Source organism: Nonomuraea sp. NPDC050643, from assembly GCF_040654715.1.
GTDB lineage: Bacteria > Actinomycetota > Actinomycetes > Streptosporangiales > Streptosporangiaceae > Nonomuraea.
In genome coordinates this window covers 177,362-202,836 of sequence record NZ_JBFAIM010000020.1, presented here as the reverse complement: position 1 = coordinate 202,836, position 25,475 = coordinate 177,362, and the positions used below count along the sequence as shown (strand labels likewise).

Annotated in this window: 24 protein-coding genes; 12 read left to right on the top strand and 12 right to left on the bottom strand. The window is 70.9% G+C overall.

The annotated features are described in order from the left end of the window. Positions 1–1,158, bottom strand: a 1,158-nt coding sequence (locus AB0I15_RS27640; protein WP_358101403.1) for an ATP-binding protein, incomplete at its 3' end; no start/stop codon positions are given. Positions 1,159–1,345: 187 nt separating this feature from the next. Here AB0I15_RS27640 and AB0I15_RS27635 point away from each other — a divergent pair. The 4 genes from AB0I15_RS27635 (at position 1,346) to AB0I15_RS27620 (ending at position 5,178) form a co-directional block, all read left to right on the top strand. Then, a complete protein-coding gene (locus AB0I15_RS27635) occupies positions 1,346–2,476 on the top strand; it encodes a hypothetical protein (RefSeq protein WP_358101401.1) in 1,131 nt (376 codons plus the stop codon). A gap of 78 nt (positions 2,477–2,554) precedes the next feature. Beyond that, the gene (locus AB0I15_RS27630; protein WP_358101398.1) at positions 2,555–3,106 is read left to right on the top strand and encodes a helix-turn-helix domain-containing protein; all 552 of its coding nucleotides are present in this window, start codon (positions 2,555–2,557) and stop codon (positions 3,104–3,106) included. A 142-nt stretch (positions 3,107–3,248) separates the two neighbouring features. Further along, positions 3,249–4,496 (top strand): ATP-binding protein, encoded by a 1,248-nt coding sequence (locus AB0I15_RS27625; RefSeq protein WP_358101395.1) that lies wholly within the window; start codon positions 3,249–3,251, stop codon positions 4,494–4,496. Between the two features lie 268 nt (positions 4,497–4,764). Next, positions 4,765–5,178, top strand: a complete 414-nt coding sequence (locus tag AB0I15_RS27620) for an RloB family protein (protein WP_358101392.1) — start codon at positions 4,765–4,767, stop codon at positions 5,176–5,178. An 18-nt stretch (positions 5,179–5,196) separates the two neighbouring features. Here AB0I15_RS27620 and AB0I15_RS27615 read toward each other — a convergent pair whose 3' ends face one another. Then, the gene (locus AB0I15_RS27615) at positions 5,197–6,279 is read right to left on the bottom strand and encodes a LacI family DNA-binding transcriptional regulator (RefSeq protein ID WP_358101389.1); all 1,083 of its coding nucleotides are present in this window, start codon (positions 6,277–6,279) and stop codon (positions 5,197–5,199) included. Between the two features lie 179 nt (positions 6,280–6,458). On the opposite strand from AB0I15_RS27615, the gene ugpC reads away from it, so the two are divergent. Then, positions 6,459–7,670, top strand: a complete 1,212-nt coding sequence (gene ugpC / locus AB0I15_RS27610) for a sn-glycerol-3-phosphate ABC transporter ATP-binding protein UgpC (RefSeq protein ID WP_358101386.1) — start codon at positions 6,459–6,461, stop codon at positions 7,668–7,670. A 130-nt stretch (positions 7,671–7,800) separates the two neighbouring features. Here the strand turns inward: ugpC and AB0I15_RS27605 are convergent, their stop codons facing one another. Further along, positions 7,801–8,550, bottom strand: coding sequence for an SDR family oxidoreductase (locus AB0I15_RS27605; protein ID WP_358101384.1), 750 nt, complete (start codon positions 8,548–8,550; stop codon positions 7,801–7,803). Positions 8,551–8,576: 26 nt separating this feature from the next. Here AB0I15_RS27605 and AB0I15_RS27600 point away from each other — a divergent pair, with 26 nt between their 5' ends. Beyond that, entirely contained in the window at positions 8,577–9,752 is a 1,176-nt protein-coding gene (locus AB0I15_RS27600; RefSeq protein ID WP_358101381.1) for a PQQ-dependent sugar dehydrogenase, read from the top strand. Here AB0I15_RS27600 and AB0I15_RS27595 read toward each other — a convergent pair. Next, complete coding sequence (locus tag AB0I15_RS27595) at positions 9,712–10,047, bottom strand: carboxymuconolactone decarboxylase family protein (protein WP_358101378.1); 336 nt, start codon at positions 10,045–10,047, stop codon at positions 9,712–9,714. The two genes, AB0I15_RS27600 and AB0I15_RS27595, sit on opposite strands and share 41 nt — an antisense overlap. A 290-nt stretch (positions 10,048–10,337) precedes the next feature. Here AB0I15_RS27595 and AB0I15_RS27590 point away from each other — a divergent pair, with 290 nt between their 5' ends. Both AB0I15_RS27590 and AB0I15_RS27585 read left to right on the top strand, forming a co-directional pair. Further along, on the top strand, positions 10,338–10,985 hold the full coding sequence (locus AB0I15_RS27590; RefSeq protein ID WP_358101375.1) for a hypothetical protein: 648 nt from the start codon (positions 10,338–10,340) through the stop codon (positions 10,983–10,985). 11 nt (positions 10,986–10,996) lie between these two features. Continuing rightward, a complete protein-coding gene (locus AB0I15_RS27585; protein WP_358101373.1) occupies positions 10,997–14,188 on the top strand; it encodes an AAA family ATPase in 3,192 nt (1,063 codons plus the stop codon). Positions 14,189–14,231: 43 nt separating this feature from the next. Here the strand turns inward: AB0I15_RS27585 and AB0I15_RS27580 are convergent, their stop codons facing one another. Then, complete coding sequence (locus AB0I15_RS27580; protein ID WP_358101370.1) at positions 14,232–15,425, bottom strand: TerC/Alx family metal homeostasis membrane protein; 1,194 nt, start codon at positions 15,423–15,425, stop codon at positions 14,232–14,234. Between the two features lie 127 nt (positions 15,426–15,552). Here AB0I15_RS27580 and AB0I15_RS27575 point away from each other — a divergent pair, with 127 nt between their 5' ends. Then, a complete protein-coding gene (locus tag AB0I15_RS27575; protein WP_358101368.1) occupies positions 15,553–16,467 on the top strand; it encodes an FAD-dependent oxidoreductase in 915 nt (304 codons plus the stop codon). 15 nt (positions 16,468–16,482) lie between these two features. Here AB0I15_RS27575 and AB0I15_RS27570 read toward each other — a convergent pair whose 3' ends face one another. After that, positions 16,483–17,946 carry an LLM class flavin-dependent oxidoreductase gene (locus AB0I15_RS27570; RefSeq protein ID WP_358101365.1) on the bottom strand — a complete coding sequence of 488 codons (1,464 nt, stop codon included), beginning with the start codon at positions 17,944–17,946 and terminating at the stop codon, positions 16,483–16,485. An 81-nt stretch (positions 17,947–18,027) separates the two neighbouring features. On the opposite strand from AB0I15_RS27570, the gene AB0I15_RS27565 reads away from it, so the two are divergent. Next, the gene (locus AB0I15_RS27565; protein ID WP_358101362.1) at positions 18,028–18,552 is read left to right on the top strand and encodes a hypothetical protein; all 525 of its coding nucleotides are present in this window, start codon (positions 18,028–18,030) and stop codon (positions 18,550–18,552) included. A gap of 101 nt (positions 18,553–18,653) precedes the next feature. Next, complete coding sequence (glnII, locus tag AB0I15_RS27560) at positions 18,654–19,673, top strand: glutamine synthetase (RefSeq protein ID WP_358101359.1); 1,020 nt, start codon at positions 18,654–18,656, stop codon at positions 19,671–19,673. Positions 19,674–19,713: 40 nt separating this feature from the next. Here glnII and AB0I15_RS27555 read toward each other — a convergent pair whose 3' ends face one another. The 4 genes from AB0I15_RS27555 to AB0I15_RS27540 form a co-directional block, all read right to left on the bottom strand. Continuing rightward, entirely contained in the window at positions 19,714–21,252 is a 1,539-nt protein-coding gene (locus AB0I15_RS27555) for an aldehyde dehydrogenase family protein (protein ID WP_358101356.1), read from the bottom strand. Positions 21,253–21,320: 68 nt separating this feature from the next. Continuing rightward, positions 21,321–22,223 (bottom strand): aminoglycoside phosphotransferase family protein, encoded by a 903-nt coding sequence (locus tag AB0I15_RS27550; protein WP_358101353.1) that lies wholly within the window; start codon positions 22,221–22,223, stop codon positions 21,321–21,323. Continuing rightward, positions 22,201–23,124 (bottom strand): alpha/beta fold hydrolase, encoded by a 924-nt coding sequence (locus AB0I15_RS27545; RefSeq protein ID WP_358101350.1) that lies wholly within the window; start codon positions 23,122–23,124, stop codon positions 22,201–22,203. Before AB0I15_RS27545 ends, AB0I15_RS27550 begins: the two co-directional genes overlap by 23 nt. A 72-nt stretch (positions 23,125–23,196) precedes the next feature. After that, complete coding sequence (locus AB0I15_RS27540; RefSeq protein ID WP_358101347.1) at positions 23,197–23,478, bottom strand: DUF1876 domain-containing protein; 282 nt, start codon at positions 23,476–23,478, stop codon at positions 23,197–23,199. Positions 23,479–23,637: 159 nt separating this feature from the next. Between AB0I15_RS27540 and AB0I15_RS27535 the strand changes: the two genes are divergently transcribed. Then, positions 23,638–24,159, top strand: coding sequence for a hypothetical protein (locus tag AB0I15_RS27535; RefSeq protein ID WP_358101344.1), 522 nt, complete (start codon positions 23,638–23,640; stop codon positions 24,157–24,159). A 47-nt stretch (positions 24,160–24,206) separates the two neighbouring features. Here AB0I15_RS27535 and AB0I15_RS27530 read toward each other — a convergent pair whose 3' ends face one another. After that, the gene (locus AB0I15_RS27530) at positions 24,207–24,779 is read right to left on the bottom strand and encodes an HAD family hydrolase (RefSeq protein WP_358101341.1); all 573 of its coding nucleotides are present in this window, start codon (positions 24,777–24,779) and stop codon (positions 24,207–24,209) included. 38 nt (positions 24,780–24,817) lie between these two features. Further along, a complete protein-coding gene (locus AB0I15_RS27525) occupies positions 24,818–25,363 on the bottom strand; it encodes a cupin domain-containing protein (RefSeq protein WP_358101338.1) in 546 nt (181 codons plus the stop codon). Positions 25,364–25,475 lie beyond the last annotated feature (112 nt).

The window sequence follows — 25,475 nt, the reverse complement described above, 5'->3', positions numbered from 1 at the left end:
AAGAACACGGTCATCATCATGACCACCAACCTGGGCACGCGAGACATCTCCAAGGGCATCGGGGTGGGGTTCGCCAAGTCCAACGATGCCGATTCGAGCGGGTGCGGCGTGGCGGTCGCCGCCGGCGAGCCCGGCCAGCACCGCGTGCGCCTCCCGGCGCTCGGCGGGGGTGGCCGCCTCGTGCACGGCCGAGCGGATGAGCGGGTGCCGGAAACGCACGCTCGCCCCCGACACCCGCACGAGCCCGGCCGCCTCCACCTCCGCCAGCGCGACCCGCCCCGCGCCCGGTTCGGCGCGTGGGGCCGGGGCCGCGGTCAGCCGCTCGGTGGCCCGCAGCACCAGGTCGAGGTCGCCTTCGAGGGCCGCGAGCAGGGCGACGAGGCGCGCCGTCACGGAGAGGGCGGTCACCTGGTCGCCGAAGAGCTGGGTGCCGCCCGGGAGCGGGTCGGGCAGCGGCTCGCGGCCGGTGAGCTGGCCGGGCGTGAGCAGCCGGACGGTCTCGCGCAGGGCCAGCGGATTGCCCGCCGTCAACGCGGCCAGCTCCCGCCTGACCTGCGGGGCCATCGCGGCACCGGCGTCCAGGAGCTGCGCCGCCGCGCTCCCGGACAGCCCGCCGACCTCCACCGACGGCACACCCTTCACGGCGGCCCCGTCCCCGCGTACGGCGAGGAGCATCGCGATGCGTTCCGTGCTCAGCCGCCTGGCCGTGAACACCAGGGCGTCGGCCGAGGCGCGGTCCACCCACTGGAAGTCGTCCACCACGCACAGCAGCCCGTCCGGCGCGGCGGCCTCCGCCAGCAGGGACAGGACCCCGGCCGCCAGCAGGAACCGATCCCCCGACGCCGTGGCGGCCAGCCCCAACGCCCCGCGTACCGCCTCCCGCTGCACCCCGGGCAGCGCGTCGAGCAGCGTGTCGATCAACCCGGCCGCCGGGCGCAGCAGTTGGTGCAGGGCGGCGAACGCCAGGTCCGACTCCGGCTCCACGCCGGTGGTGCGCAGCACCCGCATGCCGCCGCCCCGGGTGGCCGCCAGGTCGAGCAGGGCCGTCTTACCCACGCCCGCCTCGCCCCGCAGCACCAGGGCCGCGCCCGCGCCGGCGCGGGCCTGGGAGATCACCCCGTCGATGGCGGCGATTTCCGCCGATCTGCCGTACAGCACAAAGGAAGACCCTATTAGCTGGGAAAAGCCTCCGGCGTCACCGGCGTGATCGGTGAGGATGACCGGACGATGGGCGTTCGAAGCGTGATGGCCCGGATGCGGTACGCGGTCGTCCGCGCTGGGTATCGATCTACGCTGTCGGCCGGCCCGCCGCCGGCCCCCGGACCTGGCCCGCAGGGAGCGCGCGATGACGATCAATCCGTACGCAGGATCGCCTTTCAGCTATGTCGACCAGCCGGCGGTGGGGCCGTACTCGATCGTCGAGTTGATGCCCGGTGTCCGCAACCTTTATGAATACGTGCGGCTGACAGGGGGAGAGCGGGTCCTGCTGCTCATGGAGCACACGGTGGACCCGGTCGTCGTCCAGGCCATCGCCGCGGCGGCGGCCTTGCGCGACGCCGACGTGCGCATCCTGTCGGTGCCGCCGTTCAGCCCCGGTGGGTGGGACCGGGAGGCGTCGCACGTGATCGAGACGGCCGCGTTCCACGAGGCCGACGTGGTGATCAGCGGCACCTGGTGGGGGGAGGTGCACACGGCGCCGCTGTTCTTCGACCAGATCAAGTCGCGGTCCTCCCGTTTCCTGTCGCTCCACATGACCGCGACCGCCGGCGCGCTGCTGACCGGCGGGCGGCTGCCCGCGCCCGTCTTCTACGCGCTGCTGGAGCGGGCGTTGCGGCAGCTCTCGGCGGCCGGGTCGATCCGGGTGAGGTCCGGGCGGGGGACCGACGTGACGTTCAGCGGGCTCGCGTTCGACCCCGACCCCGGCGCGATGCGGCCCGGCGACTGGCGGCCCTTTCCGTACGGTGGCGCGAACTTCTGGCCCACCGACACCGAGGGCGTGCTGGTCGTCGAGGACTGCACCGTCACCGGCGTGCCGGAGGAGCCCCTGCGCATCACCCTCGAGGGCAACCTGGTCCGCAAGATCGAGGGCGGTGCCGCCGCGGCCCAGCTCCGCCGCTACTCGCCCGGTGGCTACTACATGCGCCACGGCCTGTTCGGGCTCAACCCCAAGGTCCGGATCGCCGGGGGCACCCAGTTCGAGCGGGAGAAGCACGCCGGGGCCTTCTACTGCGGCATCGACGGCCTGACCGACGGCGTGCCGGTCAAGTCGGGGCCCGGGTTCGCGCACTGCGACTGCCAGGTGGACCGGCCCACCGTGGTCGTCGACGGGGAGACGTTCATCGACGAGGGCCGGCTGCTGCTGCTCGACGAGCCGGAGATCCGGGAGGTCGCGGCGCGGTTCGGGCCGCCGGACGTGATCCTCGACGACAACCCGGCCATCATCCTGCCGCGCCGTTACACCGGGGCCGGTGGCTGACCGCGAAAGACCATCAACCTACCGGTAGGTAGGGCTGCTACGCTGTGGCGACCCGTACGCCGCCGGAGGAGCACACCGTTGACCAGGGAAGAGTCGGGCGACACGAGGTCGCGCATCATCGAGACCGCACGGGAGCTGTTCACCGCGCAGACCTACCGCGCGGCCTCCATGCGCGACATCGCCGCCCGCGTCGGCATCACCAAGCCGTCGCTGTACCACCACTTCCGCAGCAAGAGCGAGCTGCTGGCGAGCCTGGTGGGCCCGCCGATCGACGAGCTGGAGGCGGCGGTCGAGTCGGCGGCGGCGCGGCGGGAGCCGGCGGAGGTCCAGCGGCAGGTGCTCGAAGGCTGCCTCGACGTCATGCTGACCCACCGCGCCACCATGGCCCTGCTCCTCCGCGACGCCTCGGTCTACGGGGACGAGACGACCGAGGTCATGTCGCGGGTGGTGGCCCTGATGACGCGGGCGGTGGACCTGCTGGCGGGCCCGGACCCGGACTGGCGCGGACGCGTACGCGCGGCCCAGGCGTTCGCCGCCGTCACCGACCCGATCACCCAGCTCCCCGACGTCCCGGCCGCCGACCTGCGAGCCGAACTCCTCCACGGCGCCACGACCCTCCTGGGCCTCTAACGGCGGGGCTCAGGGCGGCCGTCCGGATCGAGCGACCGGCCAGATCGGCAGTCATACCGGATTTCGATGCCGATCTGGAGAGTTTTTCTCCGCTGGAGGCTTAAGCTAGGGGCAGACACCTGGTTCGCTGAGGAGGCACGGCATGCTCGTGGGGTTCCGGGCCGCGAACGTCCTGTCGTTCCGGGAGGAGTTCGAGCTGTCGTTGCTCACTCCGGAAGGAAGCGACCGCACCGCTCGATCCGTCCAGGGCCTGCCTATCTCACCGGTGGCGGCGATCTTCGGAGCCAATGCCTCGGGCAAGACCAATGTGCTGAACGCCATGTGCTGGATGCGGCACGCCGTGCTCGACTCGGTGGCCGACTGGGCGCGCATCGCCGGCGTACCGAGGCGGTCCTTCGCGCTGGAGCGGGAGGCGTCGGGCGATGCCTCGCTCTTCGAGGTGGACGTCGTCCTCGGCGAGGACAGATACGTCTACGGCTTCGAGATGTCCGACGTCCGGGTGGAGACCGAGTGGCTCCACGTCTACCGCCAGGGCAGCCGACGGCGGCAGGTGTGGTTCGAGCGGGACGCGGAACGTCCGGAGCGCGGCGAGGCCGAATACCGCTTCCCCAGCGAATGGCTGAAGGGCGCCAAGCGGCCGGTGGTCGACTACACCAGGCCCAACGCCTTGTTCCTCACGGCGGCGGGCTCACTCCAGCTGAAGCAGCTGACGCCGCTGCACGACTGGTTCAAGCGCAATCTGTGGCTCGTCGGCCCGGGTGACGACCTGCGCGACCGCGATGCGTCCACGAGGTGGAAACTCCTGCGGCCCGGATTCCGCGATCGGATCGAGGGGCTGCTGGCCGTGGCCGATCTGGGTGTCATCGGGGTCGAGATCGCCGACCGGGGCGAGGAGACGCCCGAGGTCTCCCTGGTCCACCACGGCAAGGAGGAGCCCGTTCCCCTCGACATGGGGCACGAGGAGTCCTACGGCACCCTCGCCTGGTTCGCGTTCCTGGGGCCGCTGCTCGAAGCCCTGGACGGCGGGGCGGTGCTGCTGGTCGACGAACTCGACTCCAGTCTGCACCCGTTGCTGGTCGCCGAGGTCGTCCGGCTCTTCGAGGACCCGGTGGCCAACCCGCGCGGAGCGCAGCTCCTCTTCACCGGGCACGACGTGACCCTGCTGAGCAAGGCCCACGTCGAGCGCCCGCTGGATCGGGAGCAGGTGTGGATCACCGAGAAGCGGAAGACCGGCGAGTCCGAGCTCTATCCCCTCACGTCGGTCGGTGTGCGCGCGGACGAGAGTCTCGAACGCGGATATCTGCGCGGCCGCTATGGCGGGGTGCCCCACATCGGCCTCGGCGGTATGGCGGTGGAGATCGAAAGGCGTTCCGCCGGAGTCCGCACGTGAGCGGGGTGCGGAGGAAGGGGCCGCCGACAGGGGGCGCCCGCGTGCCACGTGCGGTGACCGAGGGCAGAAGACGCAAGGTCATCTACGCGGTCGTCGAGGGCGAGAGCACCGAGCGCGACTACCTGGGCCATCTGGAAGAGCGGTTCGGTGGCGATCCGCGCACCTTCGAGATCCACGTGCTCTGGAAGCGCAAGGGGCTGAAACCCGACGAAGTCGTGAACTGGGCCATGGACAAGCTCGATGAAGTGGACGACCCACGCGCGAGCAGGTGTGGGCGTTCTTCGACAGGGACGAGCACAGCCGGGTCGCGCAGTCCCATGAGCGGGCCGAGAGGGCCGGAGTGCGGGTGGCGTTCTCCCATCCGTGCTTCGAGCTCTGGCTGCTGCTCCACTTCATGGCAGGCGTGCCCGGCGCGCCGACCTCCAAGAACGTCCAGGACCGGCTCCGGGCGGCTCACCGCGCCTTTCGCAATTATGACAAGCGCCTCGACACCGCTCCTCTGGCCGCGCTGAACGGCGGTGAGGCCGACGCGGTCGGCCGGGCCAGGTCACTGATCACCAACTGCCCGAGCATGGCCTGCTCCGCGAAACAGGGACACGCGGCGGACTGCAAGGTGCTCGACCGGGCTCCTTCAACGGAGGTGTGGCGGCTTCTGGTCGAGCTCGGTGTCGTGCCCGGGTGAACACCGGGGTCCCGAAGCCTAACGGCGGGGGCCGCAGCTTCCTCTGATGATGAGTTCGGTGGGCAGGACGACGCTGCGGGGGCGGCGGCCGCCTGAGCGGAGGATGAGTTCGGCCGCGCGGTAGCCCATGTCGCGGCCCGGTTGGGCGATCACCGTCAGGGGCGGGGAGCAGAGTTCGGCCCAGGGCACGTCGTCGTACATCACCAGCGACACGTCCTTCGGCACCCGCAGGTCCAGCTCCCTGGCGGCCAGCACCGCCGCCTCCCCGAGCACGTTGCCGCCGGCCACCACCGCCGACAGGTCGGGGCGGCTCTGGAACAGGCCCGAGGCGGCGGCGTAGGCGGAGTCGCGGCTGCCCGTGCCGAACACGACCAGTTCCTCGTCCACCGGCGCCCCCACCGCCTCCCTGAAGGCCGTCACCCGCCGGTCCTGGCCGGGGCCGCCCAGGAAGGCGATGCGCTTGTGGCCCAGGCCCCGCAGGTAGCGGACCGCCGTACGGATGCCGGCCCGGTCGTCGGCCACCACCGAGGGGACGTCCAGCCGGCGGGCCTGGGCGGCCGCCGCGGCTGACGCTGCGGCGGACGGGAGGCCGTCGAGGAGCATGAGGTCCTTGACCGCCGCCCCCGCCGGGTCCTCGGCGGCGCCGGGCGGGGCCGGGAGGCGGTCGGCGAAGACCACGGTCATGCCCGCGCGGATAGCTGGGCTCCAGGTTTCCGCGTCGCCCGACGGCACCGCGATCATGCGGTCGACGCTCTGCTCCAGCAGCATGCCGATCAGGTCGGCCTCCTGCTCGGGATCGCCGCCCGTGGAGCCGAGCACGACCGGCTCGCCGGCCGAGCGGGCGCAGGCGAGCACGCCTTCGGCGAGCTGGCCGTAGAAGGTGTCGGTAAGGTCGGGGACGAGCAGGCCCATGCCGCCCGTACGCCGCTGGCGCAGGTTGCGCCCCAGCGCGCTGGGGCGGTAGTCGAGCTGCGCGGCGACGGCCAGGACCCGCTCCCTGGTCTGCGGGCTGGCCGAGCCGCCCGACAGCACCCGGGACACGGTCGCGACGCCCACGCCGGCCGCCTCGGCCACATCCTTGATCGTCGCTCGCCTCTCCATGGAAACGATTCCATCATGGTTTCATCCGAACTGGAAGACGGCCGCGCCCACAAAGGCTGGTCACGCCGTAGCCCTTGACACCGATGTCCGTTTCGGGTGAGATGCTTGAAAACGTATCCACGTACGTGGGGCAACGGTAACAACGTCCGGGCCACAGCCCTGGAGCGCGAAGGAATGTCATGGCATCCATCGTTCTGACGAACGTCGACAAGATTTACGCCGGTGGCGTGAAGGCCGTGAACGGGCTGAACCTTGAGATCAAGGACGGCGAGTTCATGGTGCTGGTCGGCCCCTCCGGTTGCGGTAAGTCGACCGCGCTCCGGATGATCGCCGGCCTCGAAGACATCAGCGGCGGAGAGATCTCCATCGGCGACAAGGTCGTCAACCACCTGCCGCCCAAGGACCGCGACATCGCGATGGTCTTCCAGAACTACGCGCTCTATCCGCACATGACGGTCGAGGAGAACCTCGCCTTCGGCCTCAAGCTCCGCAAGATGCCCAAGCCGGAGATCCAGAAGCGCGTCAACGACGCCGCCAAGATGCTCGGCCTCGAGACCTACCTCAAGCGCAAGCCGGCCGCCCTCTCCGGTGGTCAGCGCCAGCGTGTCGCCATGGGCCGCGCCATCGTGCGTGAGCCGCAGGCCTTCCTCATGGACGAGCCGCTGTCCAACCTGGACGCCAAGCTCCGCGTCTCCATGCGCGCCTCCCTCAACACGCTGCACGAGCGTCTCGGCGTCACCACCGTGTACGTCACCCACGACCAGGTCGAGGCCATGACCCTCGGCGACCGCGTCTGCGTCCTGCGCGACGGTCTCCTGCAGCAGGTCGACACCCCGCAGAACCTGTTCGACAAGCCGGTCAACCTGTTCGTCGCCGGCTTCATGGGTTCGCCGTCGATGAACTTCGTGACCGCCGAGCTGGTCCGCGACGGCGGCGCCGCGGTCACCTTCGCCGACATCAAGCTGTCGATCCCCGACTCGACCTTCACCGACAAGCCCGGTCTCGACCAGTACATCGGCAAGAAGATCATTCTCGGCATCCGCCCGTCCGACTTCGAGGACGCGACGTCGGCCGGCAACCACGCCAACGGCTGGGCCACGCTGCCGGTCAAGGCGGAGGTCACCGAGGAGCTGGGCTCCGAGATCAACGTGCTGTTCCTGATCGACGCCCCGCCCGTCGAGCACAAGGACACCGTCGCCGCCGCCGACACCGGCGACGACGAGGAGGCGGCGCTGCCGCTCGTGGGCGACAAGTCCCTGTGGACCGCCCGCGTCAACGCCCGCAGCCACGTGCGCCCCGGCCAGAACATCGACCTGGTCCTCGACACGCACAACCTGCACTTCTTCGACCCGTCCTCGGGTCTGTCCATCGGTCACGAGGCGAACCGCTGACCTCTGACCCCTGATTCCCGGCCGTGGGCGTCGCCCACGGCCGCTCGGGCCCCCACCGCGACCCCCTCCCGCGGCGGGGGCCCGTTCTATCTCCTGACGGGTTCGGGTACGGGTACGGGTTCGGGGCTCGTCAGCGGCCGATCCGGTTCGACACCAGGGACTGCAGGCCGCGCGGCACGAGCCGGCCGACCGCCACGATGGCCTTGTAGCGAAGGTCGGGGACCGACACCCGCCTGCCCATCGCCAGGTCGCGCATCGCCTCACGCACCACGTCGTCGGCCTTCAGCCACAGGAAGCCGGGGATGCCGGAGGTGTCCATCGAGGCGCGCTGGTGGAACTCGGTCCGCACGAAACCGGGGCACAGCGCCATGATCTTGATGCGCGGGTTGCGCACCTCGTTCGCGGCGGACTCGCTGAAGTTGACCACCCACGCCTTGGACGCGCCGTAGGTGCCGCGGGTGAAGAACGCCGCCACGGAGGCCACGTTCACGATCGCGCCCCGGTCCCGCTCCCGCATGCCGGGCAGCGCGGCCAGTGTCAGCCGCAGGACCGCCTCGCAGTGCACCTTGAGCATCCGCAGCTCGCGCTCGACCGGCACATGCGGGAAGCGGCCGGGGTTGCCGAAACCGGCGTTGTTCACCAGAAGGTCCACGCCGTCCTTTAGCCGCGCCTCGACCTTGGCCAGACCCTCCTCGGTCGCCAGGTCGGCGGGCAGCACCTCGACGTCGACGCCGTACCTGAGCTTGAGCTGGTCGGCGGCCTGGGCGAGCCGGAGCTCGTCCCTGGCCACGAGGACGAGAGAGAACGCGTCGGCGGCCAGGCGGCGGGCGAAGGCGGCGCCGATGCCGGCGGTGGCACCGGTGATCAATGCGGTAGGCATGCCTGAACCCTAACGTCCATGGCAGGATGAACGACGTGCGCCTCGTCCTGGCCGTGCTCGTCCTCGTGGCCCTCACAGCATGCTCGGCCGCGCGGCCGGTCCCGGAACCGGCGACCCGGCCGGCCTCTGAGTCCGCTTCTGAGCCGACGACCGCCGCGCCTGAGACGACCACCCCTGCGGCTCCCCAGGAGACCGAGCCGGGAGAGCTGCGCTTCACCGAGATCGCCCGGCTGGAGCAGCCGGTGGCCTTCGCCGTGCGCAAGGGCGACGACCGGCTCTACATCGCCGAGCAGACGGGCCGGCTGCGCACCTCCGGCGGCAAGACGGTGATCGACCTGTCCAAGGAGGTGAGCGGCGGCAACGAGCAGGGGCTGCTCGGCGTGGCGTTCCACCCCACGGGCCGCTGGGTCTACCTCGACTGGACCGACGCGCAGGGCGACACCCACGTCACCGAGTGGGCCTACGACGGCACCCGGGCCACCGCCAGGCGCGACGTCCTCACCCAGGACCAGCCGTACGCCAACCACAACGGCGGCCAGCTCGCCTTCGGCCCCGACGGCCACCTCTACATCGCGCTCGGCGACGGCGGCAGCGGGGGCGACCCGGAGGGCAACGGCCAGGACCTGGGCACGCTGCTCGGCAAGATCCTGCGCATCGACCCGCGTGGCAGGCCGTACACGGTTCCCGAGGACAACCCGTTCGTCGGCGAGCGGGGCGCGCGGCCCGAGATCTGGGCGTACGGCCTGCGCAACCCCTGGCGGTTCAGCTTCGACCGCGACACCGGCGACCTGTGGATCGGCGACGTCGGCCAGAACGCCTGGGAGGAGGTCGACCACCAGCCCGCGGGCTCGGAGGGCGGCGAGAACTACGGCTGGAACCTGCGTGAGGGCAAGCGCCCCTTCAACGGCGGGCGAGGCCGTGAGCTGGTCGACCCGGTGATCGTCTACCCGCTCAACGAGGGCGGCAACTGCTCGGTCATCGCCGGGCACGTCTACCGGGGCACGAAGATCCCCTGGCTGCGGGGACACTTCCTGTACGGCGACTTCTGCGCCGGCTGGGTCAAGGCCGCGCCCGTCGACGAGATCGAGGCCGCGGCCGAGGTCGGCGAGGTCGACCAGCTCTCGTCGTTCGGCGAGGGCCCCGACGGCGAGCTGTACGCGCTCAGTCTGCGTGGTCCTGTTTACCGGATCGACCCTGCCTGACCCGCTCCACCAGCCGCTCCACCTGGTCGTTCAGCATGCCGCCCCGGGCCCAGCCCGCGTAGTGCGTCAGGAACACGACCACTTCCCGCAGCTCGGTCTCGGTCAGGTCGCCCGCGCGCAGGGCGACGTCGAGCTGGTCGTCGGTCAGGTCGTGCAGCCCCTGGCCGACGAGCAGCCCGAGCAGGAGCAACCGGCGCTCCCGCACCGACAGGACCGTTCTGGACCACACGTCGGCGAACTGGCGCTCGGCCGTCATACCGAAGGAGTCGACGGTCTCCATTGCGGGTTCTGTCATTGTGCGCTCCGAGGTGGTCGGAAGGGATCCTCATATCTTTCGCTACTTCCTGAGTTGAACCAATGGGGGTTGCATGAACGTTGTACGCACCGCGACCACGGAGTGACGCAACCCCTTCACGCGCGGCATATTTGATCTGTAACAAGTAAAGCCAATGCTTGGCCAAGATTTGGTCAAGATTTTCCAGCCTCTATCGGGTCCATTCCTCTGGAAAGCGGGCACAACAACTCCGTTGGTCCGTAAAGCGGAGGTAAGCCCTGGTGAAAAAAGCACGGGCTTTGATCGCGCTCATGGTCGCGGTCCTGACGCTGTCCGCCTGCGGGCAGCCGGAGTTCACCTACGTACGCGACAAGGCCGGTACGACCTATTTCAAGGTCCCCGCCACGTTCACGCAGCTCGACGCCTATCCCATCGAGCTGTACCTGTCCGGCGACCATCCGAACTCGCAGGCGGCGCTGCTGCGGGCGCAGCGGGTCTGGTCGACGGCGTTCGACCAGGCGGCGGAACCGTCGGTCAATCATCTGCTCGGCTCGGCGGATCCGTTCGTCTACGCCACCGTGCACCAGCTCACCCAGGAGCAACGGGACTCCATCTCCCTGAACAGGCTGCGCGACTTCGTCCTGCCGGTCACCGAGCAGGTACGCCTGCTCTACCTGCAGCAGGCGGTGGCCGCCGGCCAGCCGCCGATGTTCAACCGCTTCGAAGCCGTCAAGGACGAGGTGCTGTCCCTCGACGCCGGCGCACGAGGCGTCCGGGTCCGCTTCAACTACCAGATCGGCAACGACATCCAGACGTTCGATCACACGGCGATCCTCGACGAGAAGGGCGCCACGGTCTCCGTCATGCTCATCGGCTGCCGATCGCTCTGTTTCCGGAAGCGCGCCGCCGAGTTCGACAAGATCGCGAGTTCTTTCAAGCTGCTCCGGCTGCCTGGATAAGGGGAGCACCATTGACCACGAGCACTCACCATGAAGGGCTGCGCGCCCCCGGCAGCGGTCCATCCGATCCCGAGGCCGTCACCAGAAAGAAGATGCAGTTCTGGGACCGGAGCAAATTCCTCATCGCCCTGGTGCTGGCCTACCTGATCCTCACGTGGAAGATGATGGCCGACTATCAGGGCATCGCCACGTTCTCCCAGGCCGCGCAGCAGATCGCGTACGACCATCCCTGGATCTTCTGGCTGATCGGCCTGGAGGCCGTCCGCCAGCTCCATTTCTTCGTCAGCGAGCATTGGTCGGCCTACCACCGCTTCTGGAGCGTGAAGGTCTTCGGCGGGTTCGAACGCTGGACGCACCGCCGCTTCGACGACTGGACCCGCTACCGCCTCTCGCGGGCCCTCAAGATCGTGTTCTTCGTCACGCTGATCGCCCTGGTGCTGGGAGCGGTGCTGGACGTCAGCCCGTTCGTGGCCCTCATGCAGGCGCCCGCGCTGATCTGGCAGGCGCTGCCGTTCCTGCTCCAGATCGTGTTCCTGTTCTTCGTCATCATCATCCAGTTCGTGGGCCTGTTCTGGTTCCTGTCCAGGGGCGGCGTCGAGACGTACTTCCCCGACGACATCAAGACCCGCTTCCACGACGTGTGGGGCCAGGACCACGTGGTGGAGCGCGTCCAGGAGAACATCGTCTTCCTGGAGCGGCCCGACGAGATCGAGAAGCGCGGCGGGTACGTCCCCAGCGGCCTGCTGCTGTGGGGACCGCCGGGCACCGGCAAGACCCTCATGGCCGAGGCCGTGGCCGGCGAGACCGGCAAGCCGTACGTGTTCGTGGATCCGGGCGCGTTCACGAACATGTTCATGGGCATCGGGATCCTCAAGGTCAAGGGGCTGTTCAGGAAGCTGCGCAAGCTCGCGCTCCGGTACGGCGGCGTGATCGTCTTCTTCGACGAGGCCGACTCGCTCGGCAAGCGCGGCCGCCTGGCCCAGCAGGGCCCGCCCGGACAGGGCGGATTCTCGGGGCTGTCCGGCCACGCCGGCTGCCACGGCATGAACTACCTGTCCGAGGAGACCCGCGAGATGCTCGCCTTCCGCGCCGGGGGCCGGGCCGAGGAGGACCCGGGCCGGCGCAACCGCTTCTTCATGGGCGGGGGCATGAACAGCAGCGGCGACCCCGGCACGCTGCAGGCGCTGCTCACCGAGCTGTCCGGGCTCAAGAAGCCGCGCGGGTTCTTCAACCGCCTCGTACGACGGCTGCTCGGGATGCGGCCGAAGCCGCCGCCCAAATACCGCATCCTCGTCATGATGGCCACGAACCGGCCCGACGCGCTGGACGAGGCGCTGCTGCGGCCCGGCCGCATCGACCGCATCTACAAGGTCGGCTACCCGTCGAAGGCCGGGCGGGTGCGCACGTACCAGGGGTACTTCGACAAGGTGTGGCACGAGCTGACCCCGCAGCAGATCGACAAACTCGCCACCATCACCCCGTACGCCACCGGCGCCACGATCAAGGACCTGGTCAACGAGTCGCTCATCACCGCCATCCGGGACGGGCGCGAGATCATCACCTGGTCGGACGTGCTGCGCGCCAAGCGGCTCAAGCAGCTCGGCCCGCCCGAGGACGTCGAGTACATCGAGCGCGAGCGGCACGCCGTGGCCGTGCACGAGGCCTGCCACGCCGTCGTGGCGTACGTGACCCGCTTCCACCTCGAGATCGACATCGCCACGATCGAGAAGGGCGCCGACTACCTGGGCATGGTCGCCTCGATCAAGCCCGAGGACCAGTTCACCCGGTGGAAGTCCGAGCACGAGGCCGACATCATGGTCTCCCTGGCCTCGCTGGCCGGCGAGCGCATGTTCTTCGGCGAGGACAACTCCTCGGGCGTCTCGGGCGACCTGTACTCGGCCACGTACCTGACGGCGATGATGGAGTCGTACTGGGGCATGGGCTCCGGCGTCACCTCGCTGCCCGCGCTGCAGGAGCTGGAGATCATGGGCGGCAAGGCCGTGCGCAAGCGCGGCGTCGGTGGTGCCATCGGCATCACCGACCGGGAGCCCGCCAGGAACCAGCCCGATCTGACCCCCGACGTGCTGGGGGAGCGGATCGAGTTCAACCTGGTGCGGCTGCTGGAGAAGACCGAGGCGCTGCTGCAGGAGCACCGCAGGGAGGTGCTCTGCCTGGCGCACGCGCTGGAGACGCACAAGACGCTCAACGGCGACGACGTGGTGGCGATCATCCGAGGCGAGACCGGGCCGCTCATCGACGGCACGATCTACGCCTCCGACGAGCTCTACCAGGAGCTGGAGGACTACCACCACGACGCGGCCAGGGCGCACAAGGAGCACAGCCGCATCGAGCGCGACCTGCCCGGCCTGGTGGAGGAGCCGGTCGAGCTGGCCCCGGTCGCCTTCACCGGCCCCGGTGTCAAGGCCATCCGCCTGACGGGCCCGCTCGGTCAGGCGCCGCTCGGTCACGCGCCGCTGGCCGGTCAGGCGCCGGCGTTCGGTCAGGTGCCGCCGCTGGGTCAGGTGCCGCCGGACGGGCAGAGGCCGGTGATCCAGGCGCCGCCGGCCGCCCAGACCCCGGCTGCCCAGACCCCGGCTGCCCAGACCCCGGCCGCCCAGGCGCCGGTCGGCGGGATGCCGGTCGCGCAGGCGCCGGTTCAAGGGGTGCCCGTTCAAGGGGTGCCGGTCGCGCCCGGTGACCACCAGCCCGATCGGCCGGAGTTCGTGCCGTGGGCGGCCGTCGCACCGCCCGCCCCCGTGGCGGCGGCGACGCCGCAGGCGCCCCTCGTGGTCGCCACCCCCGCCCCGGTCGCCGGCCCGCCGTCCGCGCGGCGCCGGCTCGCGGGCCGGGTCTGGCTGGTCATCGCCAGCCTGCTCGGGCTCGTGGTGCTGTCCATCATCGCGGCGCTCGCGGTGACGGGCACGAGCACGGCCGGCAATGGCTCGAACGCGGTCCCCTCACCTCTGGGGGCCTCGCCGGCGCTGATGCTGCTGCTGTTCGTGGTGATCGTCGCGGTGATCGTGGGCGCGGGGCTCGCGTTCGTCGCGATCAAGGGGGTACGCGCCTCGCAGGTCAAGGCCGAACACGAACGCGACCAGGCCCACGCCAGAGCCCAGCTCCTGGCCGCCGCGATGGACCCGGACACGGCCATGCGGCTGCTCGGCTACGACGGCAACGGCTCGGACGGTCACAAGCGGGCGTGACCGAGTGGGTGTGACCGAGTGGGTGCGACCGTACGCCGGGGCGTCAGTCCGCGACGCCCCGGCGCCGGTCCTCCTCGTGCTCCTCGTGCGCGCGGCGCAGCAGCGACATCAGCTTCTCCTCCTGGCGGATGAGCCTGCGGTACTTCTCCGGCAGTTTCTTGAGCTGCTGCTCCTCGGCGCACAGCTTCCCGAACAGCTCCTCGCGCAGTTCCGGGTCGTGCTCGACCTCCAGATACTCCTGGGCGTGCCGGCGCGCCGCCGACACGGTGTTCTGCGCCCGGCCCTTGGGGCTGGCCAGCGAGGCCACCACCGTGATCAGCAGCACGCCGAGGATCACCGACAGGGACAGCCCGGTGCTGATCTCCATCACCGGCACCGGTTCGCCGTCGTTGACGAACGGCACGTTGTTCTCGTGCAGCGCGTGCAGGATGAGCTTGACCCCGATGAAGCCGAGGATGACGGCCAGGCCGTAGGACAGGTAGATCAGCCGGTCGAGCAGGCCGTCGATGAGGAAGTAGAGCTGCCGCAGCCCCAGCAGGGAGAAGGCGGTGGCGGTGAAGACGATGAAGACGTTCTGGGTCAGGCCGAAGATGGCCGGGATCGAGTCGAGCGCGAACAGGATGTCGGTCCCGCCGATGGCGATCATGACGAGCAACATCGGCGTCATGACCCGCTTGCCGTTCTCGACCGTGAACAGCCTGTCGCCGTCGTAGTGGTCGGTGGTGCGCACCAGCCTGCGGGCGACGCGGACCATGAGGTTGTCGGGGGAGCGGCCCTCCTCGCCCTCCTGCTTGAGCAGGTTGCCCGCCGTGACCAGCAGGATGAGGCCGAACAGGTAGAACGCCCAGGCGAACGTGTTGATCAGCGCGGCCCCGAGCAGGATGAACCCGGTCCGCGCGATGAGCGAGAAGACGATGCCGAACAGCAGCGCCTTCTGCTGGTCGGCGCGCGGCACCTTGAAGCTGCCCATGATGACGAGGAACACGAACAGGTTGTCGACCGACAGCGCCTTCTCGGTGATGTAACCGGCGAAATACTCGGTCCCGGGGTCGGACCCGCCGAAGATCCAGACGCCGACGCCGAACAGGAGGGCGAAGCCCACGTACGCGGCCGACCAGACCGCCGCCTCGCGCAGCGTGGGCACGTGCGCCTTGCGCACATGAAAGACGAAGTCGAACAGCAGCAGCCCGACGATCCCCAGGATCGTCAGCCACCACACGGCGGCGGATACGTCCAAGCCCGGCTCCACTGTGATGTACGGGAAAGATGTGTCGTCGCAGGTGTTACCCGATCAGAAGGGCCCCAAGCGGACGGACGTGTGTGACGAGGATAGCCTCCTGGGAAAGGATCGGGGGAGCGGCACCGTGGAACAGCACCGCGTCATCGTCATCGGCGGCGGCATCGCCGGCGCGAGCACCGCCTTCGCGCTGGCCCGCCGCGGGGCGGACGTCACGGTCGTCGACTCCGCCCTGCCCGGACAGGCGACGGCGGCCGGCGCGGGCATCATCTCGCCCTGGGCGTCGAGCGTCGAGGGCGAGGTCCGGCGCCTCGGCAACGACGAGGTGCGGGCCCTGGTCCCGGTGCTCGCCCGTGACCTCGAGGGCGTGTTCATCTCGGGCGGCGGCCGGGTGGACGGGCGCACCATGCGCGACGCGCTGCTGGCCGGTGCCGCCCACCACGGCGCGCGGCCGGTGCCGGGCCGGGCCCGCCTGCTGCCGCGCCCGCACGGCGCGCCGGCCGTCGAGACGGACGCGGGCGTGCTCGAGGCCGACGACGTGGTGATCGCGTCGGGGGCCTGGGTGAACGACCTGCTCGAACCGTTCGGCGTCCGCCTGGCGGTCGAGCCGCAGCGGGGGCAGATCACCCTTCTCCGGCTCGACGGCGTCGACACCGGCGGCTGGCCCTCGGTGCATCCGCTGTCGCACCACTACCTGGTGGCCTTCGACGACTCGCGGGTGGTGGTCGGCGCGACCAGGGAGACGGGCAGCGGGTTCGACGCCCGGGTGACCGCGCGCGGGCAGTGGCAGGTGCTGTCGGACGCGCTCGGGATGGCGCCGGGGCTGGCCGGGGCGACGCTCATCGAGACCCGGGTCGGGCTGCGGCCCCTGCCCGGCGGCGAGCTGCCCATCGTGGGCGCGCTGCCGGGCGCGGCGGGGCTGCACGTGGTGACCGGGTTCGGCGCGGCGGGGCTGACGATGGCGCCGCTGACCGGCGACGCGCTGGCCCGCTCGATCCTGGAGCGCGAGACGCCGCCCGAGATCAGCGCCTTCGCTCCGTAGACGCCCGCGCTCCGCCTATACCCGGATGCCGAGGCGGGCGATCGGCTCGACGAGCTCCTCCTCCTCGTACGCGAAGTGCGACGACAGCACGTCCGCCAGCCGGTCCGCCCTGGCCCTGACCCGGTCGAGCGCGGCCGGGTCGCCGAGCAGCTCCACGCACGCCTCGTCGAGCCCGGCGAGCAGCTCGGCGATGACCTCGTGCTCCTGCTCCAGCTTCTTGATCACCGGCGCCAGCGCCGGCTCACGCTCCAGGACGGCCGGGAACATGCTCTCGTCCTCGACCGTGTGGTGCACGGCCAGCAGCCGGCGGAACGTCGCGCAGTAGGTGCCCAGCGTCCAGAGGTTCTGGCGCATGGCCGGCCGGTCGTTCGCCGGACGCGGTCGCCCGGCGTCCGGCAGTTCCGTGGCCACCTGCTCCACCGCGTCCTGGACCTGCCGCATCTCCTGCCGGTAGCCGTCGTGCACCTCGACCAGGTGCCGCCCGAGCCGCCGCTGCTCCGGCGTCAGCTCCGCCGGGTCGTGCTTGCCGGCCCGCGGCCGTCCGGCCTCGTCCAGGTCGGCGAGCGTGATCGGCCGCTCGACGGGCGCGGGCGCGGGCCGTCCCCGCTCCCTGGCCACGGCCTCGCGCACGGCGGGCGCGACCTCTTCGGCGAACGTGCGCAGGTCCCGCTCCGCCTCCGGCCCCGGCGCCAGCACGAACCCGGTCATGCCCACGCCGAGCACCAGCTCGGTGAGCTGCTCGGCCCACAGCCGGGCGGGCCCGTCGAGGAAGCCGGGGCCGGGCAGCGGCGCGAACGTGCCGCCGATGTTGTAGACCTTGCGGATCCGCGCCGGATCGCGCCCGGCGTCCGCGGCCGCCGCGTCGAGCACCTTCGCCTGCCCGGCCACCGCGCCGGGCGGGCTGTAGAAGGAGGAGCACAGCCAGCCGTCGCCCATCCGCCCGGTCAGCTCCAGCATCCTGCGCTTGATCGCGCCGATCCAGATGCCGATCGGATGCGCGGGGAACGGTCCCGGCCGCGCGCCGCCGAGCCGGTAGTGCGTGCCTTCGAACACGACGGGCTCGCCCGGCGTCCACAGCGCGCGCAGCACCGTGATGGCCTCGGCCAGCGCCTCGATCGACTCCGGAGGGGAGAGCCGGCGCCCGCCCATGGCCGCGATCGCGTTCCAGAACGCGCCCGCCCCCAGCCCCAGCTCCACCCGGCCGCCGCTAAGCAGGTCGAGCGAGGCCGCCGCCCTGGCCAGCACGGCGGGGGGCCGCAGCGGCAGGTTGAGCACGTCGGGCACCAGCCGGATCCGCTCGGTACGCGCCGCGACGGCCGACAGCAGCGTCCAGGTGTCCAGGAAGTCCGCCTGGTAGGGATGGTCCTGGACGCCGATCAGGTCGAGCCCGAGCCGGTCGGCCAGCGTGACGTGGCGCAGCAGCCGGTCGCGCCCTCCGGCCTCAGGCGACAGGAACGCGCCGAACCACAGATCGTGCATGAGAATCCCCCTGATCCGCCCCCTGATGTGATGGTCGCACGGCGCTTCGAACCGGGAGCGGCTGGGCCGCGTCTTAGGGATGTGCCTCGACTCGCCGCCCAGACCGCCGCCCGGCTCACCGCCCGTACCGCTGCCAATACCGCTGCCCTGCTCGCGGCCCTGCTGTTCGCCGCCGGCTGTTCGAACGAGCGGCCCTGCACGGCCATCGGCACCCCCGTCGGCGTGGGCGTCCAGGTCGAAGGGGCGCTCGCGGACAAGGCGCAGACCGCCGTGATGGAGGTGTGCTGGGACGGCGCGTGCCGGCAGGCGCGTACGGACCTGCAGCCGTCCACCCAGGCGGTGGAGCAGACCTGCCCGGAGGGCGACTCCTGCTCGGCGACCATGGCCCCGACCGGCGGCAAGCACGGGTTCGCCAACGTCGCCGGGCTGGCCAAGCGGCCTGTCGAGGTCCGCCTGACGCTGCGCGACGCCGCCTCCGCCCCGGTCATGGAGCGCACGGTCACCGCCACCCCGAAGGGCCGCTTTCCCAACGGCCCCGAGTGCGGCGAAGGCGGCCCCAACATCGAGCTCACCATCGAGGCTGATGGCACGGTGCGCGAACGGTGATCCGGCGCAGCGATTAACACGCCGTTCACATTCGGGCAAAAACCGGGAAACGGTCATCCATAAGACTCGGCGTGGCTGAGAGAAACCTGGAAAGGACCGCTGTGAGCTACAAGGCTGAGTACATCTGGATCGACGGCACCGAGCCCACCGCTCTGCTGCGCTCGAAGACGAAGATCCTGGTCGACGGTGCCGAGCCCCCGGTCTGGGGCTTCGACGGCTCCAGCACCAACCAGGCCGAGGGCCACTCGTCCGACCGTGTGCTCCGCCCGGTGTTCGTCTGCCCCGACCCCATTCGCGGCGGCGCCAACAAGCTGGTCCTGTGCGAGGTCGAGGAGATCAACGGCGACCCGCACGTCAGCAACACCCGGGCCCTGCTGCGCCCGATCGCCGAGCAGTACGCCGACCAGGAGTCCTGGTTCGGCATCGAGCAGGAGTACACCTTCTTCAAGGGCAGCCGCCCGCTCGGTTTCCCCGAGGGCGGCTTCCCCGCCCCGCAGGGCCACTACTACTGCGGTGTCGGCGCCGAGGCCGTGTTCGGCCGCGAGATCGTCGAGCTCCACCTCGACCGCTGCCTCGCCGCCGGTCTGGCCATCTCCGGCATCAACGCCGAGGTCATGCCCGGCCAGTGGGAGTTCCAGGTCGGCCCGGCGAGCCCGCTCGACGTCTCCGACCACATGTGGGTCGCCCGCTACCTGCTCTACCGGACGGCCGAGGAGTTCGGTGTCGAGGCCACCCTCGACGCCAAGCCCGCCCGCGGCGACTGGAACGGCGCCGGCGCGCACACCAACTTCTCCACCCGCGCCATGCGCGAGGGCTACGACGCCATCATCACCGCCTGCGAGGCGCTCGGCGAGGGCGACAAGCCGATGGAGCACGTCTCCCAGTACGGCGCCGACATCGAGCTGCGCCTCACCGGCCACCACGAGACCGCCCCGTGGAACAAGTACAGCTACGGCGTCTCCAACCGCGGCGCCTCCGTGCGCATCCCGTGGCAGGTCGAGGTGGAGAAGAAGGGCTACATCGAAGACCGCCGCCCCAACGCCAACGTCGACCCCTACGTGGTCACCCGCCTGCTGGTGAACACCTGCTGCGCCGCCCTGGAGAAGGCCGGCCAGGTCTGATCCTGACGAGAACGGGGCCCCGCGCGGGGGCCCCGTTTTCTCATGCCAGGCGGAAGTCCAGATCGGGGGTGATTTCCGCCACGTCCATCTGCGCCTTCTGCAGGCGGCCCGAGTGGTCCCAGTTCATCGCCTGCCAGCGGGTGAACTGGTCGAGCACCCACACGCCGGACTGGCGGCTGCCGTTGCCGGACTTGCCGTTGCCGCCGAAGGGCAGGTGGGCCTCGGCGCCCGAGGTGGAGTTGTTGACGCTGACCATGCCGGCCGAGACGCCCTCGCGAAAGCGGAAGGCGTTCTTGGGGTCGGTGGTGTAGATGGAGCTCGACAGGCCGTAGCCGGGGCGGTTGGCCAGCTCGATGGCCTCGTCGAGGGTGCTGAACGCGGTGACGCCGACGATCGGGCCGAACGTCTCCTCCAGGAACAGCCGGTCGCCGGGCCGGACGCCGTCCACGATGACCGGGTGGTAGTAGATGCCCTCGCCGCCGTCGAAGTCGCCGCGCGGGTTGTCCTTGGCGATCCGGCCGACATTTCCGGACACGACCTGGTGGTGGGGCTGGATCCAGGTCAGGTACTCCTCGTAACGGTCGGCGAACTTCTGGTCGAGCAGCGGCCCCGCCAGCACGTCCTGCTCCGGGTCGCCGATCCTGGCCTCCCGCACCGCCCGCGCGAACCGCTCGACGAACGCTTCGTGAACGCTCTCGTGCACGATGACCGTGCCCAGGCTCGTGCAGCGCTGACCCGCGGTGCCGAAACCGGAGAACAGCGCCCCCTCCACGGCCAGGTCGAGATCGGCGTCCGGCATGATCACCATCGGGTTCTTGCCGCCCAGCTCCAGGCAGGCCGACTGCAGGTGCCGCCCGGTCAGCTCGCCGACCTTCCGGCCCACCTCGCTGGAGCCGGTGAAGCCGACCTTCTGCACGGTGCCCTCGTCCAGGGCCAGCTCCAGACCCCTGAAGGTCTCGGCGCCGTCGGCGAACACGATGTTCAGCACGCCGTCGGGCAGGCCCGCCGCCGCGAACAGGCGGAACATGGCGTGCGCGGAGGCGGCGGCGTACTCGGCGGGCTTCCAGACCACGGCGTTGCCGCACAGCAGGGCCGGGACCAGGTACCAGGACGGGACGGCGACCGGGAAGTTGCCCGCGGTGATCACCGCCGCCACGCCGATCGGGTTGCGGAAGGTGAACAGGTTCTTGTCCGGCATCTCCGACGGGACCGTCTGCCCGTAGAGCCTGCGGCCCTCGCCCAGGAAGAAGTCACAGGTGTCCACGATCTCGCGCACCTCGCCGAGGGCCTCGGCGTACGGCTTGCCGATCTCCTCGGTCACCAGCCTGGCCAGCCGCTCGGCGTTGGCCTCGACCAGCCGCCCGATGGAGGCGATCACCCGCCCGCGCACCGGCGCGGGCACCTTGGCCCACTCCCGCTGCGCCTCCTTGGCGGTGCGGCAGGCGGCGGCGAACGTCTCCGCGCCGGCCAGCCCGACGCGCGCCACGACCTCGCCCGTGCGGGCCGGGTTGGTCGAGTCGTACGTGGCCGCGCTCTCGGCTTCCTTGCCACCCACGATGGAAACGATCTGACGGCTCACGGATGCCCTCCTCATAGTTCCTCCGGACACACAATCATCTCGCCGGAAAAAACCCAAGGAGCCCATGATCACCCGGTGAGCACGGCGTCGATCACATGGCGCGCGTTGGCGGCGATCGACGGGTTGGTCTCCAGGTAGTAGGGGAGCTGGACGAGCGCCATGGACAGCGCCCGGCCCCGGCCGCGCTCCCACATGGCGTCGTCGGCGCCGAGGGCGTCGCGGAAGACCTCGCGGGCGGCGGGCGGGAAGAGGTTCCAGGCGGCGATCAGGTCGCAGGCCGGGTCGCCCACGCCCGCGGTCGCGAAGTCGATCACTCCGGTGAGCCGCCCGTCCTCGACCAGCAGGTTGCCGGGCATCAGGTCGGCGTGCACCCACACCGGCGGCCCCGCGTGGGCGGGCGCCCGCAGGGCCGACTCCCAGGCGGCGGTGGCCGCCGCGGTGTCGATCGGCCCGCCTTCCAGTTCGTCCATCAGCTCGCCGAGCCGGCCGATCGCCTCGCGGGTGGCCGCGTCGAGCCGTTCCAGCGGGCCGCCCCGGTAGGCCGCCGGCCCGCCGGGCAGCTCCACCCGCCGGAAGGCGGCCACGAACCGCGCCAGGTCCTTGGCCACCGCCTCGGGATCGTCCAGCCGGCCCTCCACCGGGTTGGCCCCGGCGAGCCACCGGCAGACCGACCACGGCCAGGGGAAACCTTCAGCCGGGACGCCCTTGCCGAGCACCTCGGGGATGGGGACGGGCAGCAGCGGGGCCAGCCGCGGCAGCCACCGGTGCTCCGTCTCCACGTCGTCGACGCCCCACTCGACGCGGGGCAGCCGGACGGCCAGGTGCTCGCCGAGCCGGTAGACCGCGTTGACGGTGCCGGGCGAGGGGAACGGCTGGAGCGGAAGGTCCGCCCACTGCGGGAACTGCCCGGTCAGCAACCGCCGTACGAGGTCGTCGTCGATGTCCGCCTCACCGGCGTGCATCCTGTCCATGAACACCCTCTCGTGACTGTCTGAGGATCAGCTCGGCGACCCTGCGCGGCAGTCCCGGCGAGAGCAGCGAGTGGCCCATGCCCGGGATCGCCTCCAGGCGCGCCCCCGGGATCGCGGCGGCCACCGCCTCACCGTGGGGGAGGGGGCGCAGCGGATCCTCCGTGCCGTGGATCACCAGCGTGGGGGCCGTGATCGAGGATAGCGGGGCCAGCCGGTCCGCGGTCATCACGCGTCCGGCCAGGTCGTGGTTGAGCGCCGCGGTCGGGTCGCTCGTACTGTCGTGGGCCTCCTCCGCCAGGCGCCGCGCGGCCTCCTCGTCGAAGGGCAGGACGTCGCCGTGCAGCACCCGCCAGGTCTCCACGTTCACCGCGAGGACCTCCTCGCGGGTGGTCCTGGGCATCGCGGCCGAGCGGGCGAGGTGCTGGAGGAAGCGCGGGGCGGGCGGCGGCAGGTCGCGGGGGTCGGGGTCCTGCCCGGCCAGTGCCCGCGCCCAGGCCGGCCCGGCGTCGGCGCCCATCGGTCCGGTCATGATCGCGGTCAGCGTGGCCACCCGCTCCGGGCGGTGCACCGCCAGCCACTGCGCGATCGCGCCGCCGAGCGAGGCGCCCGCGATGTGGGCCGTCACGGCGCCGTACGCGTCGAGCACGGCGATCGCGTCGGCGGCCATGTCTTTGAGCGTGTACGGGTGCACGGTGAAGTCGACGCAGCCGGAGCGGCCGGTGTCGCGATGGTCGAACCTGATCACCTGCAGCCCGCCCCGGACGAGCGTCTCCACCAGGCTGTCCGGCCAGCCGAGTCCTGGGGTGGACGTGCCCATGACGAGCAGGGCCACGGGATCGCGTACGTCACCGAATCGCTCGGTCCACAATGGCAATTCCCCGGAGGCGATGAATTTCCCCATGGTGTCAATATAGCGAATGCCGCATTTATTACTCAAAAATGCGGCATTTCGATTTTCATGGTATAATTTTACTTACCAAGAGCGGTTGGCCGGCGGTGAATCCGCTATATCCTGATTCGTGATGATCGCGAGCTTGCCCGCCAGGTCCGCCAGCGCGCGTGAGGCGGCCAGCTCGTCCCCGATCTCCGGCACCGCCGCGTCCGCGGGATTGCGCCGGGCCTGACCGGTCCCCGTGACCTCGGAGCCGTCCCCGGTCGTCAGCGTCGCCCGTGCCGTGGTGTCGTCACCCTCCTCGTCGAGCCGGATCCGCACGGTCCATTCCTTGGCCACCATGGCGGCACCCCCTTTCTCCACGCGCGCTGCCCCTCCGGATCCCGGCGAAACACCGTGGCGAACGCTGTGAAGGACCAAGGTCCTGGGAGCGCGGGACGTACGGCACTGAGCGAAAGCCGCCGGAAACGGTGTCCTTGTGGTGTGACCAGCACGGCGAATCATCCTCGAAAGGAGGCCGTCATGGCCGCCACGATCAGCGGGCCCGTCACGGAGAACGGCGCGCGCGCCCGCCACGCGGCCGACCACGTCTGGGCGATAGCCCGGATCTCGATCGGCTGGATCTTCCTGTGGGCGTTCCTGGACAAGACCTTCGGCTGGGGGCTCGCCACCCCCGCCGAGCGGGCCTGGGCCGCGGGCGGCAGCCCGACGACCGGGTTCCTCAAGGGCACCGGCGAGAACGCGCTCGGCGGCCTCTTCTCGAGCCTGGCGGGGCAGGCGTGGGTGGACTGGCTGTTCATGGCCGGCCTGCTCGGCATCGGCCTGGCGCTGGTCCTGGGCATCGGCCTCCGCGTCGCCGCCGTCACCGGCACGCTGATGCTGCTCCTGATGTGGCTGGCCGAGCTGCCCCTGGCCAACAACCCGTTCATGGACGAGCACCTCGTCTACGCGATCGTCCTCATCGGTCTCGCCCTCACCGACGCGGGCGCCACCTGGGGTCTCGGACGCCTGCCCCTCGTCCAGCGCACGGCCTGGCTCAGGTAGCACCCTCGCCCACCGGCACCCGATCGCCTCGCAACGCCCGCCCCCCTTCAGGGGTGGGCGTTCCGTATGACGGCGACGCCCTCCACCACATGGGCCACCACGTGGTCGGCCAGGGCGTCGTCGTGTCCCGGCCAGGTGCCATGGTCGACCCAGACGCCCCGCAACCCCGCCGCCCGGGCCCCCACGATGTCGGTGGCCAGGTTGTCGCCGACCATCCAGCCGCCCTCGCCGAGATCCGTCCCGCACCGCCGCGCCGCGATCGCGAACAGCTCCACGGCCGGCTTGCGCACCCCCTCGGCCTGCGAGATCGCGTAGCCGTCGACCATCCCGTCCAGCCCGGTCCGCCGGATCTTCGCGAGCTGACGTCCGGCCGCGCCGTTGGTGACGATGCCCACCCGCCACCCGGCCGCCCGCAGCTCCGCCAGCGCGTCGGGCACACCCGAATAACACGCGGCCAGGGCGGTGACGCGCAGCCCTGAAGCCGGCCGTCGAGCCTCCCGGTCGCGGAGGCCGCTCTGGACGAGGTCCCTCAGAGTCTGAGCCGCGCTCCTTGCGCTCCGCCCTGGTGGTGAGCGCGTTCGGCGTTCGACCTGCCCGCGGCGGTCAGCGCGCCTCCACATCCGGCATGCCTCCTGTACAGGCCATCCGGGGCCGGTGGTCAGGCGGTGAAGTCGGCGAAGTCGAAGCCGGGGGAGACGACGCAGCTCACCAGGACCGCCTCGTCGGACGCCGGGCGGGCCGACTGCCAGACGCCGCCGGGCACGATCGCCTGCGGGACCTGGCCGTGCTCGACGTCGGGGCCCAGGGCGACGGTGGTGTCGCCGATCGTCAGGGTCAGGGGGCCGCCGCGGTGCCACAGCCAGAGCTCCGCCGACCTGACCGTGTGCGGGACCGACTCCTCGCCGGGGTTCAGCAGGAAGTAGATGGCCGTGGCGCTGGCCCGCCGTCCCGGGTAGCCGTCCGGATGGATCGTCACCGGTGAGCGCCAGGTCTCCCTGAACCAGCCGCCCTCGGGGTGGGGGAGGAGGTCGAGGGCCGCGGCGACGGGCGGGCGTCGTACGTAGGCGACGGGGGCGCCCGTGACGTCCCTGCGCAGGAAGCGGTCGCCGTCGAGGACGAGCTGGCCGTCGAGCGGGCTGGCGAGGGCCGCCGTCTCGTCGGGTACCTCGGTGGACGGGCCGTCCGGGTAGATCCGTAGCTCCACGTGGAGAGTTTATGGGGATATGTCGGGCGGGTTGTTGCCCGGGGTGTCCGTGCTGTCCCGAACCGGCAGGTACGTCGGCGCGGGCGGCCACTCCTTCACCCGGGTCGTGAGT

What these genes read in the sequence shown, in the direction of transcription:
- AB0I15_RS27600 (WP_358101381.1), top strand. Translation starts at nt 8,577, where the DNA reads ATGAACGACGTGCGCCTCGTCCTGGCCGTGCTCGTCCTCGTGGCCCTC.
- AB0I15_RS27615 (WP_358101389.1), bottom strand. Translation starts at nt 6,279, where the DNA reads ATGGAGAGGCGAGCGACGATCAAGGATGTGGCCGAGGCGGCCGGCGTG.
- AB0I15_RS27635 (WP_358101401.1), top strand. Translation starts at nt 1,346, where the DNA reads ATGACGATCAATCCGTACGCAGGATCGCCTTTCAGCTATGTCGACCAG.
- AB0I15_RS27570 (WP_358101365.1), bottom strand. Translation starts at nt 17,946, where the DNA reads ATGCACGATCTGTGGTTCGGCGCGTTCCTGTCGCCTGAGGCCGGAGGG.
- AB0I15_RS27530 (WP_358101341.1), bottom strand. Translation starts at nt 24,779, where the DNA reads ATGTGGAGGCGCGCTGACCGCCGCGGGCAGGTCGAACGCCGAACGCGC.
- AB0I15_RS27550 (WP_358101353.1), bottom strand. Translation starts at nt 22,223, where the DNA reads ATGGACAGGATGCACGCCGGTGAGGCGGACATCGACGACGACCTCGTA.
- AB0I15_RS27545 (WP_358101350.1), bottom strand. Translation starts at nt 23,124, where the DNA reads ATGGGGAAATTCATCGCCTCCGGGGAATTGCCATTGTGGACCGAGCGA.
- ugpC (WP_358101386.1), top strand. Translation starts at nt 6,459, where the DNA reads ATGGCATCCATCGTTCTGACGAACGTCGACAAGATTTACGCCGGTGGC.
- AB0I15_RS27625 (WP_358101395.1), top strand. Translation starts at nt 3,249, where the DNA reads ATGCTCGTGGGGTTCCGGGCCGCGAACGTCCTGTCGTTCCGGGAGGAG.
- AB0I15_RS27535 (WP_358101344.1), top strand. Translation starts at nt 23,638, where the DNA reads ATGGCCGCCACGATCAGCGGGCCCGTCACGGAGAACGGCGCGCGCGCC.
- AB0I15_RS27590 (WP_358101375.1), top strand. Translation starts at nt 10,338, where the DNA reads ATGGTCGCGGTCCTGACGCTGTCCGCCTGCGGGCAGCCGGAGTTCACC.
- AB0I15_RS27605 (WP_358101384.1), bottom strand. Translation starts at nt 8,550, where the DNA reads ATGCCTACCGCATTGATCACCGGTGCCACCGCCGGCATCGGCGCCGCC.
- AB0I15_RS27595 (WP_358101378.1), bottom strand. Translation starts at nt 10,047, where the DNA reads ATGACAGAACCCGCAATGGAGACCGTCGACTCCTTCGGTATGACGGCC.